This window comes from Arthrobacter sp. 210 2, from assembly GCF_059093025.1.
Genome location: NZ_JBNHIE010000002.1, coordinates 209,573 through 224,687 on the forward strand (window position 1 = coordinate 209,573; position 15,115 = coordinate 224,687).

A 15,115-nucleotide genomic window follows, 5' to 3' on the forward strand; every position below is an offset into this window, starting at 1 on the left:
CGAGGTAGTCCGGAAACGAAGCTGGAAGCGTCAGCCACCCCACGTTCAGGAGTCCGCCCCATGACTGCCCCCACCCGGCTTCGGGCCGAGCACCTGGCCGAAGCCATCGGCCTCACCACCACGCGGCCGCGCCTGAGCTGGACACCGCCGGCCGGGACCACAGCCCAAACGGGCTACCAGATCCAGGCCACCAACGGGTGGGACACCGGCCGGGTGCCCTCCGGCCGGCACCTGCTGGTGCCGTACACGGGCCCTGCCCTGCAGTCGAGGAGCCGCTTCGAATGGCGTGTCCGGACATGGAACATCCGTGACGACGGCACCGAAACGGACAGCGGCTGGTCCGCGCCGATGGCCGTGGAACTGGGACTCCTGCACCCTTCCGACTGGCAAGCCCGGTGGATCGGCCCGGAGGAGCGGGAAACCCCTCCGCCGGGACAGCGCCCCGGCTATGCCCTCTCCACCAGCTTCTCCCTGGCGAACGCCCCGGACGTGGCCCGCGCCTACGCCACCGCTCATGGCATCTACGAACTGTTCATCAACGGGCAGCGCGTTGGCAACCAGGAGCTCACGCCCGGATCCACCAGCTACCACAGCACCCTCCAGGTCCAGACGCACGATGTCACCCCGCTGCTGCGCGCGGGCACCAACACCGTCACGGCGGTGCTCACCGACGGCTGGTACCGCGGCACGTTCGGCTACACGCGCGACGCCGACATGTACGGAACACAGACGGCCTTCCTTGCCCAGCTGGAACTGGAGTCCGGGCCGGGGCGGAGGGTCATCGGCACCGACGCGTCCTGGCACGTCGCACCCACCGAAATCGTGGCCGCAGACCTGATGGCGGGCCAGCGCGTGGACTTCCGGGTTCCCGGCAACACGGGGACGGCCGGCGGCGCACCCACGGCGGGTGCCGCCGTCGTCCGCAACTGCTCGTACCGCAACCTGGCAGGACCAACCGCGCCGCCCACCCGCGTGGTCCGGGAGTTCGCACCGGTGTCCATCACGCGCCTGGCGGGCGGGAACCAGGTGGTGGATTTCGGCCAGAACATCCACGGCTGGGTGCGGCTCGGAAAGCTGGGGGACCCGGACGAGACAGTCACCCTGGCCTACGGTGAGGCGCTGGACAAAACCGGCGACGTCACCCGCGACCACCTCCGCCCGCACGACTTCCGTTCCCCCGGCGCCTTCCTTGACGCGGGGCAGGTGGACTCCGTCACCGCCTCGGGAACGCCCGGGGAAATGTTCGAGCCGCGGCACACCACGCACGGCTTCCGGTACGTCTCCGTCCAAGGGCTCCGGGCCGATCTGCTGCCGGGGGACATCACCGGCTGCCTGGTCCAGACCGACCTGGAGAGCATCGGCTCCTTCAGCTGCAGCGAAGACCGGCTGAACCGGCTCCATGACATCGTGGAATGGAGCTTCCGGGACAACTCCTGCGAGGTCCCCACCGACTGCCCGCAACGCGAAAAGGCCGGCTGGACCGGGGACTGGCAGCTCTTCGTCCCCACCGCCGCCTATCTGTTCGACGTCACAGGCTTTTCCCGCAAGTGGCTTCGGGACGTGCGGGCGGACCAATGGGACAACGGGATTATTGCCAACATTTCACCTTCGCCCGGGCCCGCCGCCACCTCCGCCGACTTCATGGCCTTCGTGAACGGGTCCGCCGGTTGGGGCGACGCTATCGTGATGGTCCCGTGGGAGCTGTACCTGGCCACGGGGGACGCTGACATCCTTGCGGAAAACTGGGACGCCATGAACCGCTGGCTCGGCTTTGTCCGTTCCACCGCCGAATCGCAGCGGCACGCCTCCCGCGCAGCCGCCGGTCCCGTAGCCGCGCCGCACGAGAAGTATTTGTGGGACACCGGCTTCCACTGGGGCGAATGGATGGAACCGGGCGGGCCGCCGCCCAACCTGTTCGCCGCCCGCGATGCCGACCACGGCATCGTGGCCACCGCCTTCTACCGGAACACCACCGCGCTGATGGCACGGATCGCCCACGTCCTGGACCTCCCCGCCGAAGCCCGGGACCTGGCCGCGCTCTCGGCCGGCATCCGGCAGGCATGGGAAACCGAATACCTCGATGCTGCCGGACAGGTCACGGAGGCCAGCCAGGCGAACTGCGTCCGCGCCCTGGCCTTCGACCTGGTCAGCCCCGAATACCGGGCCGCCGTCACCGCGCAGCTGGTGTCGCTGATCCAGGACGCCGGCACCCACCTGGGCACCGGCTTCCTGGCCACGCCCTACCTGCTGCCCGTCCTCGCGGACAACGGCGAACTTGACCTGGCGTACGAGCTTTTGATGCAGGACACCGAACCGTCCTGGCTGGCCATGGTGGACCGGGGCGCCACCACAATGTGGGAACTCTGGAACGGAGTGGATGCGGACGGCACCCCGCACCAGTCGCTCAACCATTACAGCAAAGGCGCCGTGGTGTCCTTCCTGCACCGCTACACCGCCGGGCTCCGGCAGGCGCTGGGCAGCGCGGGCTACAAACAGGTCATCATCGAGCCGCGCCCCGGGGCAGGACTGACGTCAGCCCGCACCTCCCACCAGGGCCCGCAGGGCCTGATTGAAGTGCAGTGGGCAACGGACGACGGCGGGCTGACGCTCACCGCCGTGGTCCCGTCCGGCACCAGCGCCGAGGTACGGCTGCCCGGCCGGCCCGCCGCCGTCGTGGGCCCCGGGACACACACCTTTCTTGCCGCCGCCGGCGGCGTCCGGAAACCCGAGCTTGTGAGGAGCATACGATGACAGTGGAAGAAGCAACCGACGTATTCGATCCTGCCCGCCAGAATGTCGCCCCGCTGGACACTTCCCGACTGGACATTTCCCCGCCGGACACTTCCCGCCCTGGCGGGGTGGATGTTCCGCCGTTCCCCGTCTTCGACGCCCCCGGCACTCCGGAACCGGCCTCGGACATTTCAACCGTGCACCGGGAACTCACCTATGCGCGCGCCATCGGGTTCCGGCCGCTGAAGATGGACGTCTGGCTGCCCCGCCAGGCGTCCGGCCCGGTCCCGCTGGTGCTCTGGGTCCACGGCGGCGCGTTCCAGCTGGGGGACCGGCGCGAGCTGCCGCCCACGTTCGCGCCGGACTCGGTGTTCCGCCTGCTCAACGAGGCCGGCATCGCCTGTGCCACTGTGGACTACCGGCACTCACTTGAAGCACCTTTCCCTGCGCAGCTGCATGACCTCAAGGCCGCTGTCCGCTACCTCCGGGAATTCGCGGAGGTCCTGGGCGTGGACCCCGCCCGGTTCGGGGCCTGGGGCGAATCCGCCGGCGGCCACCTCGTGGCCATGCTGGGGCTGACCGGGAACCGCGGGGACCTTGACGGCGGGCTCGGCGCGCAAGGGCACCCAAGTGCCATCAGCGCCGTCGTCGATTTCTACGGCGTCTCCTCCCTCGTTGACATCCCGCCCATGGCCAGGCCGGACGGACTGTTTCCGCCGGCGTTGACGGCCGCAGTGCCGGCCGGGATGTCACTGCAGCCCGAGTACATGCTGGTGGGCGGCTCGGATGATCCTGCGCTGCTTACCGCCGCAAGCCCGGTCACGTATGCCGATGCCGGGGCGCCGCCATTCCTTCTGGTCCATGGCGACCGCGACGGACTGGTGCCGCACGCCCAGACCGACCTCCTGGCGGCGGCGCTCGCCGCTGCCGGAGTGGAGCATGAAGTGGTCACCATCAAGGGCGGTGACCACTGCTTCTTCGGCGCGGAGGACCAGATGGACACCATCCTGGCTACCGCCGTTTCGTACCTCTCCCAAAAGCTGGGGCAGCCGTGATGTCCCCGCAAACAGGACATACCGCTCCGGTTGCCGGCAGCGGCCTGGCACCCGACGCCGGTTTTGCCGAATACCTGGCCACCCCGGAAGGCCCTCAATTCCTTAACCCGGACGCTGTCCGCTCCCCGGGGCCGGACGTTCCCATCCGTACCGTCTCCGCTGACGGCCGGCACGGTCCGGTCAGTGTCCGGATCTACGGTGCGGCGACTTCCCCGGACAGTCCGGCCCTGGTGTGGCTGCACGGGGGAGGGTTCGTCAGCGGCGGGCTGGACATCCCCGAATCCGACTACCTCGCCCGGGTGCTGGCCGACGGCGGGACGCCGGTGCTCTCCGTCGACTACCGGCTGGCCCGGGACGGCGTCTCTTTCCCGGTTCCGCACGACGACGCCCTGACAGGGTGGTTCTGGGCACGGCAGAACGCCGGGTCCCTTGGCCTGGACCCGGAGCTTCTGTGCTTGGGCGGGGCGGGCGCCGGCGGAAACCTTGCGGTGGGTGCCGCCCTGTACTTGATTGACGCCGGAAAACCACTGCCGGCCAAGCTCCTGCTGGCGTACCCGTTCCTGCACGCGGAACTTTCGCCGCCGGCGAAGGGCCTGGACGAGGAAGTGATGGCGCGGCTGCCGCGGCACCTGCGGTTTACGCCCGAGGACTGCATCCGGCAGGCGGAAAACTACGTGGGCGGGCCGGTGAGCATGGCATCGTCCTATGCGATGCCGGGCTACGCCGACCCTGCCGGGCTTCCGCCCACGGCCCTGCTGGCGTGCGAGTACGACGACGCCCGCGGCTCGTCCGAGCTGTTCGCCTCGGCCCTGGAACTGGCAAAGGTTCCGGTGACGTACTTCCTGGCGGAAGGTGCGTTCCACGGTCACCTGAACCACACGGCCGGACTTCCCGAGGGTCAGCCGGCGCTGGATTTCCTGGCCAGGGAGCTGTCCTCGGCGCGTGCCCGGTGACTGCTTCCAGCGCCTGCCGGGGCCTGTCCAGACCCAGCCGAACTCTTTTCATTCAGTGAAACCGCCCGCGCCGGGCAGCAGCCATATGCCCGAAAGTGGAGTCAGGACGCAGCCCGCACGGCAGGCCCGCGGACAACAAAAACACGGACAGAACGGCGTAGTGCACATGGAGTCAACGATGACGGCAGGGCGGATCCTTCAAGGCATTGAGTTCGCATGCCCCGAGGGTTCGAGCCCGCTGCTGCTGGATCTCTACCTGCCGGCTGGCGCATCCACCGGAGGCACTTTTCCCGCCGTCGTCCATTTCCACGGCGGCGGCTGGCGGACCGGCGGGCGCTCCTCGCTGGGCCCCACCGTCGATAGCTTCGGACTCAGCCCCATCGAGCAGCTGGTGGACGCGGGCTTTGTGGTCGCGTCCGCCGACTACCGGTTGACCACGGTTGCCACCTTCCCGGCGCAGCTGCTGGACGCCAAGGCGGCGGTTCGGTGGCTTCGGGAACACGCCGCCGAATACAACGTGGACCCGCACCGCATCTACGCCTGGGGTGATTCGGCAGGAGGGCACCTCGCCAGCCTGGTGGGCCTAACCGCCGGCGCCAAGGAATTCGGCGAACCCGGCAACGCAACTGATGAGGCAGTGGCCGCAGTAGCCGCCTGGTACCCGCCCACCGACCTGAACCGGATGGGCGCACAGGCCCGGCCGGACGCCGTCGCGCGCGCCGACGATCCCGGCTCGCGGGAAGCCCTGCTGATCGGTGCGCAGCCCGCGGACGCTCCGGACAAGGCCGCCGCCGCCAGCCCGATCACCTACGTACACCCGGATGCGCCGCCCTTCCTTCTGGCCCACGGAACCAGCGACCGGTACGTCCCCGTGGCCCAGTCCGCCACCTTTGCCGCGGCGCTGGAAGCCGCAGGCGCCGCCGCCGAACTTCTCCTGATCGATGAGGCTGACCACATGTGGGCCCTTCCGGATGCGAGCCAGGCCGCCGCGCAGCAAGCCACCACCGCCACCATCGATTTTTTCCGCCGCCAGGCGCAGAACCACTGAACAAGACCACCCAGCAGAACCACAGACCAGCAACCCGGCACCCAAGCGTGCCGGGCAGACCCGAAAGGCTTCACATGCAGTTCATCGGCATCAACCACCTTGGCGAACCCTGGGCAGCGGCCCTCGCAGGCACGCGCGTTGTCCCGCTCACCCCGGTTTCGGACTTCTGGGCGGACGCGGAGGGCTGGCAAGACAAGTCTGTCTCGCTGGTGTCTGCAGCGTCCGACGCCGGCACCTCGCTGGAGCGCGGCAGCGTCGCTGAAGTACCGCTCGTCCCCGCCTCCGCGCGGGTCATCTGCGTGGGACTGAACTACAAGGCCCACGCCGCCGAGGGCAGCTACAAGGACCAGGAACTTCCGCCGTACCCCACCCTGTTCGGGCGCTGGACGGCATCCCTGTCAGTTGGCAACATTCCCGTTCCCGTCCCGGCGGGCGAAGCGGGCCTGGACTGGGAAGGCGAAGTTGCCGCCTACATCGGCCGCCGGGTGGAATCTGCGGACGAGGCCACGGCCGCAGAGGCGGTCTTCGGCTATTCAACCTTCAACGACATCACCTCCCGCACCGCCCAAAAGCTCACCTCGCAGTGGACGCTGGGCAAAAACGGCGACTTCAGCGGCCCGCTCGGCCCGCTGGTAAGCCGCGATGAGGTGGGCGACCTCCGGGACGGGCTGCAGGTGCGCACCCGGGTCAACGGTGTGGAGGCCCAGAACGGCAACACCCGGGACATGATCTTCTCCGTACCGGCCATCATCTCGCTGATCAGCGGGACCTTCACGCTGCACCCGGGCGACGTCATCGCCACCGGCACCCCAGAAGGTGTCGGCTACGCCCGCACGCCCCAGTGGCTGCTCCAGCCGGGCGACACCGTCGAGGTGGAGATCGACAAGCTCGGCACCCTCACCACGCCCGTCGGTGATGTTTCACTCCGGAGCCGTGCCTGATGCCCACCTTCCAGGACGCCCCGGCAAGCGGGATCCCGGAGGAGGCGCAGGTCCTCATCTCCGGAGGCGGCCCCAGCGGGCTCTTCCTGGCGCTGGACCTGGCCGCCCGCGGTATCCCCAGCACAGTCATTGAGCCCCGGACAACCGTGGACCACACCCGGCCGAGGGCGAAGACCACCAACGCCCGCACCATGACCCACCTGCGAAGGCTCGGCCTCGCCGACGCGCTCCGGAACGCCTCACCGCTCCCGGTGGAATACTCGCAGGACGTCATCTTCTGCACGGGCCTTACCGGTCCCGCCGCGCATGAGCTGCGCCGTTTCCGCAACGCGTTCCAGCTGGTCCCGGGCCGGTACGGCCCCCAGCCCGAATGCGGACAGCAGGTTCCGCAGCCGGTCCTGGAGGAGGTGCTGCGCGATGCGGCGGTACACAATCCGCTGGTGACCTTTGTGACGGGCTGGTCCGTGACGGAGGTTTCCGGGGAAGACGCGCCGTACGCCGTCGCCGTCGCCAGCCCTTCCGGCGGCAGCCGGACCATCACCGCGGACTACGTGATCGGGGCCGACGGCGGATCCTCCACCGTGCGGCGCAGCCTTGGCATCAGGCTGGAAGGCGGGTCCGCGGCGCTGTCCAACATCAGCATCCTCTTCCGTTCCAGCGGGCTCGCTTCTGCCGTGGCACTGGACCCCGCCGTCCAGTACTGGGTGGTGGGCTCGGAGGCAGCAGGCATGGTGGGACCCATGGACCTGCAGGACACCTGGTGGGCCATTGTGCAGGGGGTTGACCCGGACCGGGACGTGGACCAGGAGGAGGCCGGCGCCCTGGTGCGCTCCCTGGTGGGTTCGGACGTGGATGTTGATGTGCTTGCCACCGACCCCTGGACGGCCCGTATGCTGCTGGCCCCCGAATACAGCAGAGGCAGGATCTTCCTGGTTGGCGACGCCGCCCACCTCAACCCGCCCTGGGGCGGACATGGCTTCAACACGTGCATCGGTGACGCCGCCAACCTGGCCTGGAAGCTCGCCGCCACCATCACGGGATGGGCCGGTCCCGCGCTCCTGGCCAGCTACGGGGAGGAGCGCCGGCCGGTGGCCGCCCGCACCATCAGCGACGCCGCGGCCAACGGCAAGGCACTGGCCTACCATTTCGCCGACCCTGGTTTGGTCGCGGCAGGCCCGGCAGGCGAAGCCGCCCGGCAGGCGGCGGAGCAGGCACTCGCCGTGAAGCAAAGCGAGTTCGATTCCCTGGGCCTGGTGCTTGGGTACGCCTACGGTGATTCATCCGTGGTGGTGCCCGACGGTTCGCCAGTCCCCGCCGAGGACCCCATCCGCTATATTCCCTCCGCGAGCCCCGGCGCACTGCTGCCGCACGCCTGGCTGGAGGACTCCACGTCTGTCTACAGCCGGCTGGGCTCTGGCTTCACCCTGCTGGCCGATGCCGGTGCGCTGGGTGGAGTGCCGGTAGCCGAGGCGTTTGCGCCGGTGCTGGACGCCGCCGCCCGGCTGGGCATCCCGGTGGCCGTTGCCGCCGTCGGCCCTTTCGACGACGGAACACCGCCCTCCGAGCTGTGGGGAGCGGACGCCGTGCTGGTCCGTCCGGACCAGCACGTGGCATGGCGCGGCAGCTCCACCGAAGCTGCGGCCGCAGCACTGTCCACCGCCGCCGGCTGGGCAGCAGCCCGGCAGCCGGAATCCCGGCAGCCCGAATCCCAGGAGCCGGTCTTCGAAAGCCCGGCATCCCACGACGATTTCAGGAGCACCCGTGTCGACGCTGTCATTCCGTGACTTCCTTTTTGCCCCGGACCACCCCCGGGTGGCGGAAATCAGGGGCCTGAACGCCCGCGAATACGCGGAAACGGCCACCACCGATTCCTTCGCCGGGCCCATGATTGAAGGCTGGAAAAAGCTCTATCCGCAGCCCTTCACCGGCATTACCAGCGACGGCGTCCGCCGTGAAGGCCTGTTTCCGCTGGCCGCCGCACGTCCCGGCGAAGAAGCGCCGACGGCGGACATGGTGGCGGCAGCCGGCAAGCTGCTCGGAGCGGTCACGCCCGAGCAGAAGCTGAAGCTGTGCTACGCCGTCGACGCTCCGGGATGGCAGAGCTGGGCCAACCCCGAGTTTATGCAGCACGATACCGGGCTACGGCTGGATGAGCTGGAACCGCCGGTCCGCGACGCAGCCCTGGCGCTGGTGGAGGCAAGCCTGAGCGCCGAGGGCTACGGGTTGGTGCGGAACCTGATGCGGATCAACGGATTCCTGGGTGACCTGGTGGAGTTGCCGCTGCTGATGAACGAGTTCAGCTACAACGTGGCCCTGTACGGCGAGCCGTCCGAGACCGAGCCGTGGGGCTGGCAGATTTTCGGCCATCACGCCGCGCTGAACTGCCTGATGGCCGGGACGCAACTGGTGATCTCACCTGTGTTTATGGGCGCCGAGCCGGACATGATCGACGACGGCCCCTATAAGGGGGTCAAGGTGTTCAAGGAACGGATCGCCTTGGCCCGCGCTCTGATGGCTGCGCTGCCGGACGGCCTCCGGGCGGAGGCAACCGTGTACCAGGAGATGGTGGATCCCGCCATGCCCGAGGGGCGCATCCATCCCGGCGACGAACGCCACCTGGGCGGCTGCTTCCAGGACAACCGGGTGATCCCGTACGAGGGCATCCCGGTGACCGGCATGCCGGCGGACGCCCGTGCGCTGCTGGATGCCGTGGTGGACGACTTCATCGCCTACCTCCCGGATGGTCCGAGGGCTGCCCGACGGCGGGAGATCCAGGAGCACTATGGCGAGACCTTCTTCAGCTGGATCGGCGGCTGGAAAGGTGAGGAGGCGTTCTACTTCCGGATCCAAAGCCCGGTGGTGGTCCTGGAACTCGACCACCACACAGGCGTGTTCCTCAGCAACGACGAGCCCGCACCGTTCCACATGCACACAGTGGTCCGCACGCCCAACGGCAACGACTACGGCCGCGAACTGGTAAAGCAGGCCCGCTAACACAGCAAGAAGGCCCGGACTTTCAAAAGTCCGGGCCTTCTTTGGTGCTGCTTTTTGGCATTGCGGCGGGACGCTAGGGGATGTCGAGTGCCGCCCGGCGCTGCGGCGGGGGACCCACCACGGTCAGGTCCATCTCGGCCTGGGCCCGGCCGAAGCCCTCCATGTCCATGTAGGGCTCGCCGCCCTCCGTGTACATGTAGTCCTCGGTGGGCTTGTTGAAGTACTCGAAGAAGCCGTTGAAGACGGACGGCGTCAGGAAGCCCAGCATCTGGGTGTTGTGGGAATCGAACGCGAACGAGTGGATGGTGCCGGCGGGGGCGTGCACAAAGTCGCCCTTGGTCAGCAGCACCTCCCGGCCGTTGGCGTACAGCCACATCCGGCCCTCGGTGCAAATGAAGTTCTCCGTGTGCTCGGAGTGGAAGTGCAGCGGAATGTAGGGCGACTTGGCGCCTTTGGTGTGCACCGCGAAGTAGTTGGAGCCGGTGTTGGCGGGCCGGGACAGGTAGGTGAACATGGTCTGGTAGCTGACCAGGCGCTCGCCTTCTCCGGCACTGAGGAAGTAGGGGCTCTGCGTGGGCGGCAGGCCGGCGTCGTGCTTGAACGAAGGGGCCGCGCGCTCCACGTCGGGGAAGGTGATGCCGAACTCGGCACCTACCTCGGCCTGCTCCTGCAGGCTTGCCGAGTGGCCGGCGCGCACCGGCGGGACATGGGAGTTGATGGGGGTGCCCACCCGCTCGTAGTACGCCTCCGCGCCGCCGGGGGTCATCCAGTTCAGGAAGCGGGTGTAGTGGCTGGCCATCCGGTAGGCGTGCGGGGTGTTCGGCGGGATGACGACCGAGTCGCCCGGGGCGAGGATCCGGCTTTCGCCGGGCAGCCAGACGTGCAGGATGCCGTCAAAAACGTAGAGGGTTTTGTGCTCCACCTTGTGGCTCACGAAGGGGGATTCCGCGCCCATGCCGCCCGAGATGTAGGCGGCGCTGAAGATGCCGCCGGTGTCCGCCGCGCGGGCGATTACCGTCACCAGCTGGCCATTGATTTCGTAGCGTGCGCCCTCGCCGGACGCCATGTAGTAGGGGACCGCTTCGCCGGGCAGCACGTTGGCTGCCGGGAGCTGGGTGTTCATTTCCTCAACGCTGAGGGACATGGTTTCCTTCTTTCCAGTCGGCCGGCCCTTGCCGGAGCGTGACCTACATCATGGCTGGCAGCAGCTCCGGCCACGACCGGAAATTCCAATGGATGAAAACCAAAACCCCAGGCAGCTGTGATTCCCGGCGGAAGCGGAGTGGCCCGCTTCCGCCCTGCAGCTGCTCCCCGTCAGGACTCGCACTCCCGGCAGTACTTGTTGCCGTCCTTTTCCCTCGCCAACTGGCTGCGGTGGTGAACCAGGAAACAGGACATACAGGTGAATTCGTCGGCCTGGACCGGGACCACCTGGATCTGGAGTTCCTCGTTCGAAAGGTCGGCTCCGGGCAGCTCAAAGCTGTCCGCGAGGTCCGTCTCGTCAACGTCGGGGGTTGCCTCCCGGCGCCCCGGCTTCTCGGTCTTGAGCTCCTCCAGGGCGACATTGGGTTCTTCCTCCGGTGTCACCCGCGGAGCGTCGTAGTCAACTGCCATTGATGCGTTCTCCTGTCCGGCTTCTGGTGCCCAGATTATTCTGGACAGAGCGAAAACCCGGGGCGGTCCCCAGATATTCCCGGCGCTGCCAAGATACTGAATTACGGTTGCAGACGCCATAGCGCTGGGACGGCGCCAGCCACGGCTCCCACGATGCCGATGGGTTCCTGCTGGTTGTGCTTGCCGGATCGACCTGCCGGCTCACTTTATGGTCCGGCCGCGGTGTGGGACTTTCCTGGGTTGATGGGCGGGTTGTCCCGGAGCGCCAAAGCGGCCTGCACCAGCGCGGCGTGGGTGAGGGCCTGCGGGTAGTTGCCCAGGAGCGCGCCCGATGCAGGGTCCAGCTCTTCGCTGAAGAGCCCCAGCGGGGAAGCCAGGTCCAGCAGGGAGCGGAACGCCGCCTCCGCCTCCGCGCTCCTGCCGGTCATGGCCAACGCCTGCACCAGCCAGAAGGAACACGGGAGGAAGGCGCCTTCGCCGCCGGCCAGCCCGTCCTTCCCCGGCGGGTATCGGTACAGCAGGGGGCCGCCGGCGGCCAATTCCGTCCTGACGGCATCCACGGTGGCCCGGACCCTGGCCGATTCCGGTTCGTCCAGTCCAATCAGCGGAAGAACCAGCAGGGCTGCGTCCAGGTCCTGCGAACCGTAGGTCCGGGTGTACGTGTTCCGGGCCGGATCCACGCCTTTGCTGCGGATCTCCGCCGCAAGCGCTTCCCGCGCCAGCTGCCAGCGACGGCGGTGGCCGCTGCTGAGGCGGTGCGTGGTTCCGATGCGCAGCGCCCTGTCCAGTGCAAGCCAGGCCATCAGTTTGGAATGGACATGGTGGGCGGCGTCAGCGCGGATCTCCCAGATGCCGGCGTCGGGTTCGGCCCATTGCGCCGCCACAAGGTCGGCAAACCCGCGCATGGCCCGCCACGTTTCCGAATAGAGCGGGTGACCGCCGTCCACCAGGACGGATGCCGCGTCCAGCACCCAGCCGTATCCGTCCAGCTGGTGTTGACCGGCCGCGCCGTTGCCGGTCCGCACCGGCCTGCTCCCCGCGTAGCCGGGCCAGCCCTGAAGCACCCGTTCCCGAGGAACATGCCCGCCGGCCAGCGTCAGCAGTGCGGGGAGCCGGGGGCGCTGGAGCCGGCTGGCATGCAGCAGCCAGCCGAGGAAAGCGAGGGCTTCGTCGGTTTTGCCTGCCCGCAAAAAGGCGCCGACGCCGATGCTTGCGTCCCGCGGCCAGGCGTACCTGTAGTCCCAGTTCCGTATTCCGCCGGGGTCCTCCGGCAAGGATGTTGTGGGGGCGGCGACCGGAGCGCCCGAGGGGGAGTAGGTGAGCAGCCGGAGGGTGAGCAGGCTCCGCAGCACGTGCGCGCGGAACGGCATGTCCGCGTCGACCGCCTCCGACCAGGCCTCCCACCGCTGTTCGTCCCGGCGGAGCAGGTCCCAGGCTGCCGATGGGTCCAGATGGATGAGCGGTTCCCCGTACGCCTGTGCGAGGACCAGCGTGACCGGCCGGCCGGGGTGCACGGTCAAGGTCTGCTGCGTGCCGCATTCCAACGGAAACTCCGTACTGCAACCCAGCGAGAGCGCCAGCGGTCCCCACTCGCAGACCATGTCCCGGCCGCGTTTGCTCACCCGTGGCCGGCGGTGGTGTTCGCCCAGGCGAGGATTGAAACTGACGGTGGCGGCTATGGGGGCACCTTCAGCACTGAGCCGCCTGACAAGGACCGACGCCGGGAGAAGGGCTCCCGAGACTTCGGCCACCATCGCCTCCGTCAGGGTCAGCCGTCCCCTGCCGGACTGCCAGACGGTTTCCAGGGTGGCGGTGTTGCCCCGGTACCGGCGCCCTGCCAGTTCAGCCGGTCCGGCGGGACCTGCCAAAAACCAGCCGGCCTCCTCTCCTCCCAGCAGGGCACCGAAGATGGGCTCGCCGTCGAAAGCCGGAGCACACATCCAGTCCACCGACCCCCGGGCGGACACCAGGGCCGCCGTCCGGGTGTCGCCCACCAGCCCGTAGTCCGCGATGGGCGCCGGCTGCCAGGGGTGGGCAGGACGGGGAGGTGGGTGAGCCGGAAGGGGTGGTGCCGTGGCCTTCCTGCCGGGCATGGCCTGTTGCCACGGCGCCGGCCCGCGTTTCATAGCGCCCTCAACAGGAGTCCGAGCATGGCGCCGTAGACCAGATGGGCCACGACGGCGACTGCCGGCGTCTGGATGCCGTAGTTCAGTCCCAGCAGCCCGGGGGGCTCCAGCACGGCTGCAGTCCCGGGGCCCGCCCTGGTGGACGCCATCCTCGGATGGACGCCCGGCAGCAGGGGCAGGATGACAGTCAGCGCCACCGCCACGTGCAGGAGCCCCAGCAGTGCGCCGATCCACCAGGTTGCCCGGCCCAGCAGTGCGAACGTTGCGGCGTACCCGAGGGCGAACACCTGGCCAACAACGAGGTGGATGAAGAAGCCCACCACCCGTGCCCGGTCCGGATCCGGCGTCACCATGGTGCCGAGCACCAGCGGAAGGTCAAGCCGCGTGAGCCCTGCCATCTGCGCGGCGATCAGGACAACTGTCAGTGCCGCCGTTGCAAGCAGCCCGAAGAGGGCCCACCCTTGCCAGTCCATCTCATGCCGCCCCGCTCCGGGCTTGCCCTCCGGAGGCCCGGGCCGGTGCAACGCCGGCGAAGGTATGGATTGTGGGAGAAAGCATGGCTCCTCGCTCTAAAAAGGAATACCTTGAATTTAGAACCGGTGCAGGGGCGTGTCAAGACGCTTCGAGCAGGGCGTGAGGAGCTGCGTCGGACGGCAAGGTGGCGGCTGAACGGACGCGGCCGTAGTCGAGAAGGATTGCTCGAGATGCGAGATGCGAGACCGGCGCCTGCGGGAGAAGGTCGCCTTACGGACGATTGGCGAGCCGGGAGCACTCTTCCCAAAGCCGCCGGCGAGCCTGTGGGTCGGCGCCCATTCCCGGCGTCGGCAGTTCCTTGCGCCGGGCCCACAGCTTGCCGGTTACTCCAGCAGTTTCGCTTGAGGTGGCCAGCCATAGGGGGGTGTCGGCAGCCTTTTCGGCCGGGCTGCCGAACGTGTTGGTGACCCACCGGAAGGGCCCGCCCACGTCCCGCAGCAGTGCGGTGTTCTTGACCAGGCCCGGATGTGCAGCGTTTGCCACAACGCCGGATCCCTTCAGCCGCTCCGCGAACTCCTGCGTCAGGAGGACGCGGGCGAGCATGGTGGGTGGAGTGGAGCGGAGGTAGCTGTACTTGCCCTTGGTGGTCTGCAGGTCGTCAAAGGTGAGCCGCGTATTCCCGTACCTCGAAGCGATGTTCACAATCCGTGCAGACCCGTTCGTGGCGGCACCTCTCTTGAGGGCGTCCAGCAGAAGGCTGGTCAGCAGGAAGTAGGACATCACGTTGGTGGCGAAGGTAAGTTCAAGCCCGTCGGCGGTCTCGTGGCGTTCCTTGCGGAACACCCCCGCCGCGTTGACCAGGACATCGAGCCGGTCATGCCGGGACAGGAACGTGTCCGCGGCGGAACGGATCGAGGATTGCAAGGAAAGGTCACAGGCGAGCGGCTCAAGCGTCGCTGCCGGAACCCGGCTGCGGATTTCCCCCATCGCTTCGTCCGCCCGCGCCGCGGTGCGGCTCACCACCACGACCGTGGCGCCTTCCCGGGCCAGGCCGGCGGCCACTGCCTTTGCCAGGCCGCCCGTCGCCCCGGTTACCAGCGCAACGCGTCCATCCATCGAACCCACGGCCATCGCCTCCCGACGCTTCCCATCCCGTCAATATCCCAGCACGAATCACCGG

At 68.4% G+C, this 15,115-nt stretch carries 12 protein-coding genes; 7 read left to right on the plus strand and 5 right to left on the minus strand.

Annotation, left to right across the window (positions count from 1 at the left end):
- The first annotated feature begins 60 nt into the window (after window positions 1–60).
- The 7 genes from AC5RWA_RS05400 (at window position 61) to AC5RWA_RS05430 (ending at window position 9,721) form a co-directional block, all read left to right on the plus strand.
- Window positions 61–2,751: a family 78 glycoside hydrolase catalytic domain gene (locus AC5RWA_RS05400; RefSeq protein ID WP_494056833.1), complete on the plus strand. Its 2,691-nt coding sequence runs from the start codon at window positions 61–63 to the stop codon at window positions 2,749–2,751.
- Window positions 2,748–3,785 (plus strand): alpha/beta hydrolase fold domain-containing protein, encoded by a 1,038-nt coding sequence (locus tag AC5RWA_RS05405; protein ID WP_494056834.1) that lies wholly within the window; start codon window positions 2,748–2,750, stop codon window positions 3,783–3,785. The genes AC5RWA_RS05400 and AC5RWA_RS05405 overlap by 4 nt, the downstream gene beginning before the upstream one ends.
- On the plus strand, window positions 3,785–4,738 hold the full coding sequence (locus AC5RWA_RS05410; RefSeq protein ID WP_494056835.1) for an alpha/beta hydrolase: 954 nt from the start codon (window positions 3,785–3,787) through the stop codon (window positions 4,736–4,738). Before AC5RWA_RS05405 ends, AC5RWA_RS05410 begins: the two co-directional genes overlap by 1 nt.
- 178 nt (window positions 4,739–4,916) lie before the next feature.
- Entirely contained in the window at window positions 4,917–5,786 is an 870-nt protein-coding gene (locus AC5RWA_RS05415; RefSeq protein ID WP_494056836.1) for an alpha/beta hydrolase fold domain-containing protein, read from the plus strand.
- A 74-nt stretch (window positions 5,787–5,860) separates the two neighbouring features.
- The gene (locus AC5RWA_RS05420) at window positions 5,861–6,727 is read left to right on the plus strand and encodes a fumarylacetoacetate hydrolase family protein (protein WP_494056837.1); all 867 of its coding nucleotides are present in this window, start codon (window positions 5,861–5,863) and stop codon (window positions 6,725–6,727) included.
- Window positions 6,727–8,511: an FAD-dependent monooxygenase gene (locus AC5RWA_RS05425; RefSeq protein ID WP_494056838.1), complete on the plus strand. Its 1,785-nt coding sequence runs from the start codon at window positions 6,727–6,729 to the stop codon at window positions 8,509–8,511. The genes AC5RWA_RS05420 and AC5RWA_RS05425 overlap by 1 nt, the downstream gene beginning before the upstream one ends.
- Window positions 8,489–9,721 (plus strand): DUF3500 domain-containing protein, encoded by a 1,233-nt coding sequence (locus AC5RWA_RS05430; protein ID WP_494056839.1) that lies wholly within the window; start codon window positions 8,489–8,491, stop codon window positions 9,719–9,721. Before AC5RWA_RS05425 ends, AC5RWA_RS05430 begins: the two co-directional genes overlap by 23 nt.
- Before the next feature lie 73 nt (window positions 9,722–9,794).
- Here AC5RWA_RS05430 and AC5RWA_RS05435 read toward each other — a convergent pair whose 3' ends face one another.
- The 5 genes from AC5RWA_RS05435 to AC5RWA_RS05455 form a co-directional block, all read right to left on the minus strand.
- The gene (locus AC5RWA_RS05435) at window positions 9,795–10,865 is read right to left on the minus strand and encodes a quercetin 2,3-dioxygenase (RefSeq protein WP_494056840.1); all 1,071 of its coding nucleotides are present in this window, start codon (window positions 10,863–10,865) and stop codon (window positions 9,795–9,797) included.
- A gap of 170 nt (window positions 10,866–11,035) precedes the next feature.
- Window positions 11,036–11,335: a DUF4193 domain-containing protein gene (locus AC5RWA_RS05440; protein WP_079596747.1), complete on the minus strand. Its 300-nt coding sequence runs from the start codon at window positions 11,333–11,335 to the stop codon at window positions 11,036–11,038.
- 206 nt (window positions 11,336–11,541) lie between these two features.
- Window positions 11,542–13,461, minus strand: a complete 1,920-nt coding sequence (locus AC5RWA_RS05445; RefSeq protein ID WP_494056841.1) for a glycoside hydrolase family 15 protein — start codon at window positions 13,459–13,461, stop codon at window positions 11,542–11,544.
- Complete coding sequence (locus AC5RWA_RS05450) at window positions 13,458–13,934, minus strand: hypothetical protein (RefSeq protein WP_494056842.1); 477 nt, start codon at window positions 13,932–13,934, stop codon at window positions 13,458–13,460. Before AC5RWA_RS05450 ends, AC5RWA_RS05445 begins: the two co-directional genes overlap by 4 nt.
- A gap of 271 nt (window positions 13,935–14,205) precedes the next feature.
- Window positions 14,206–15,066, minus strand: coding sequence for an SDR family NAD(P)-dependent oxidoreductase (locus tag AC5RWA_RS05455; protein WP_494056843.1), 861 nt, complete (start codon window positions 15,064–15,066; stop codon window positions 14,206–14,208).
- Window positions 15,067–15,115 lie beyond the last annotated feature (49 nt).

Coding starts and splice junctions, on each gene's coding strand:
- AC5RWA_RS05400 (WP_494056833.1), top strand. CDS start 61: ATGACTGCCCCCACCCGGCTTCGGGCCGAGCACCTGGCCGAAGCCATC.
- AC5RWA_RS05405 (WP_494056834.1), top strand. CDS start 2,748: ATGACAGTGGAAGAAGCAACCGACGTATTCGATCCTGCCCGCCAGAAT.
- AC5RWA_RS05410 (WP_494056835.1), top strand. CDS start 3,785: ATGTCCCCGCAAACAGGACATACCGCTCCGGTTGCCGGCAGCGGCCTG.
- AC5RWA_RS05415 (WP_494056836.1), top strand. CDS start 4,917: ATGACGGCAGGGCGGATCCTTCAAGGCATTGAGTTCGCATGCCCCGAG.
- AC5RWA_RS05420 (WP_494056837.1), top strand. CDS start 5,861: ATGCAGTTCATCGGCATCAACCACCTTGGCGAACCCTGGGCAGCGGCC.
- AC5RWA_RS05425 (WP_494056838.1), top strand. CDS start 6,727: ATGCCCACCTTCCAGGACGCCCCGGCAAGCGGGATCCCGGAGGAGGCG.
- AC5RWA_RS05435 (WP_494056840.1), bottom strand. CDS start 10,865: ATGTCCCTCAGCGTTGAGGAAATGAACACCCAGCTCCCGGCAGCCAAC.
- AC5RWA_RS05440 (WP_079596747.1), bottom strand. CDS start 11,335: ATGGCAGTTGACTACGACGCTCCGCGGGTGACACCGGAGGAAGAACCC.
- AC5RWA_RS05445 (WP_494056841.1), bottom strand. CDS start 13,461: ATGAAACGCGGGCCGGCGCCGTGGCAACAGGCCATGCCCGGCAGGAAG.
- AC5RWA_RS05450 (WP_494056842.1), bottom strand. CDS start 13,934: ATGGACTGGCAAGGGTGGGCCCTCTTCGGGCTGCTTGCAACGGCGGCA.
- AC5RWA_RS05455 (WP_494056843.1), bottom strand. CDS start 15,066: ATGGCCGTGGGTTCGATGGATGGACGCGTTGCGCTGGTAACCGGGGCG.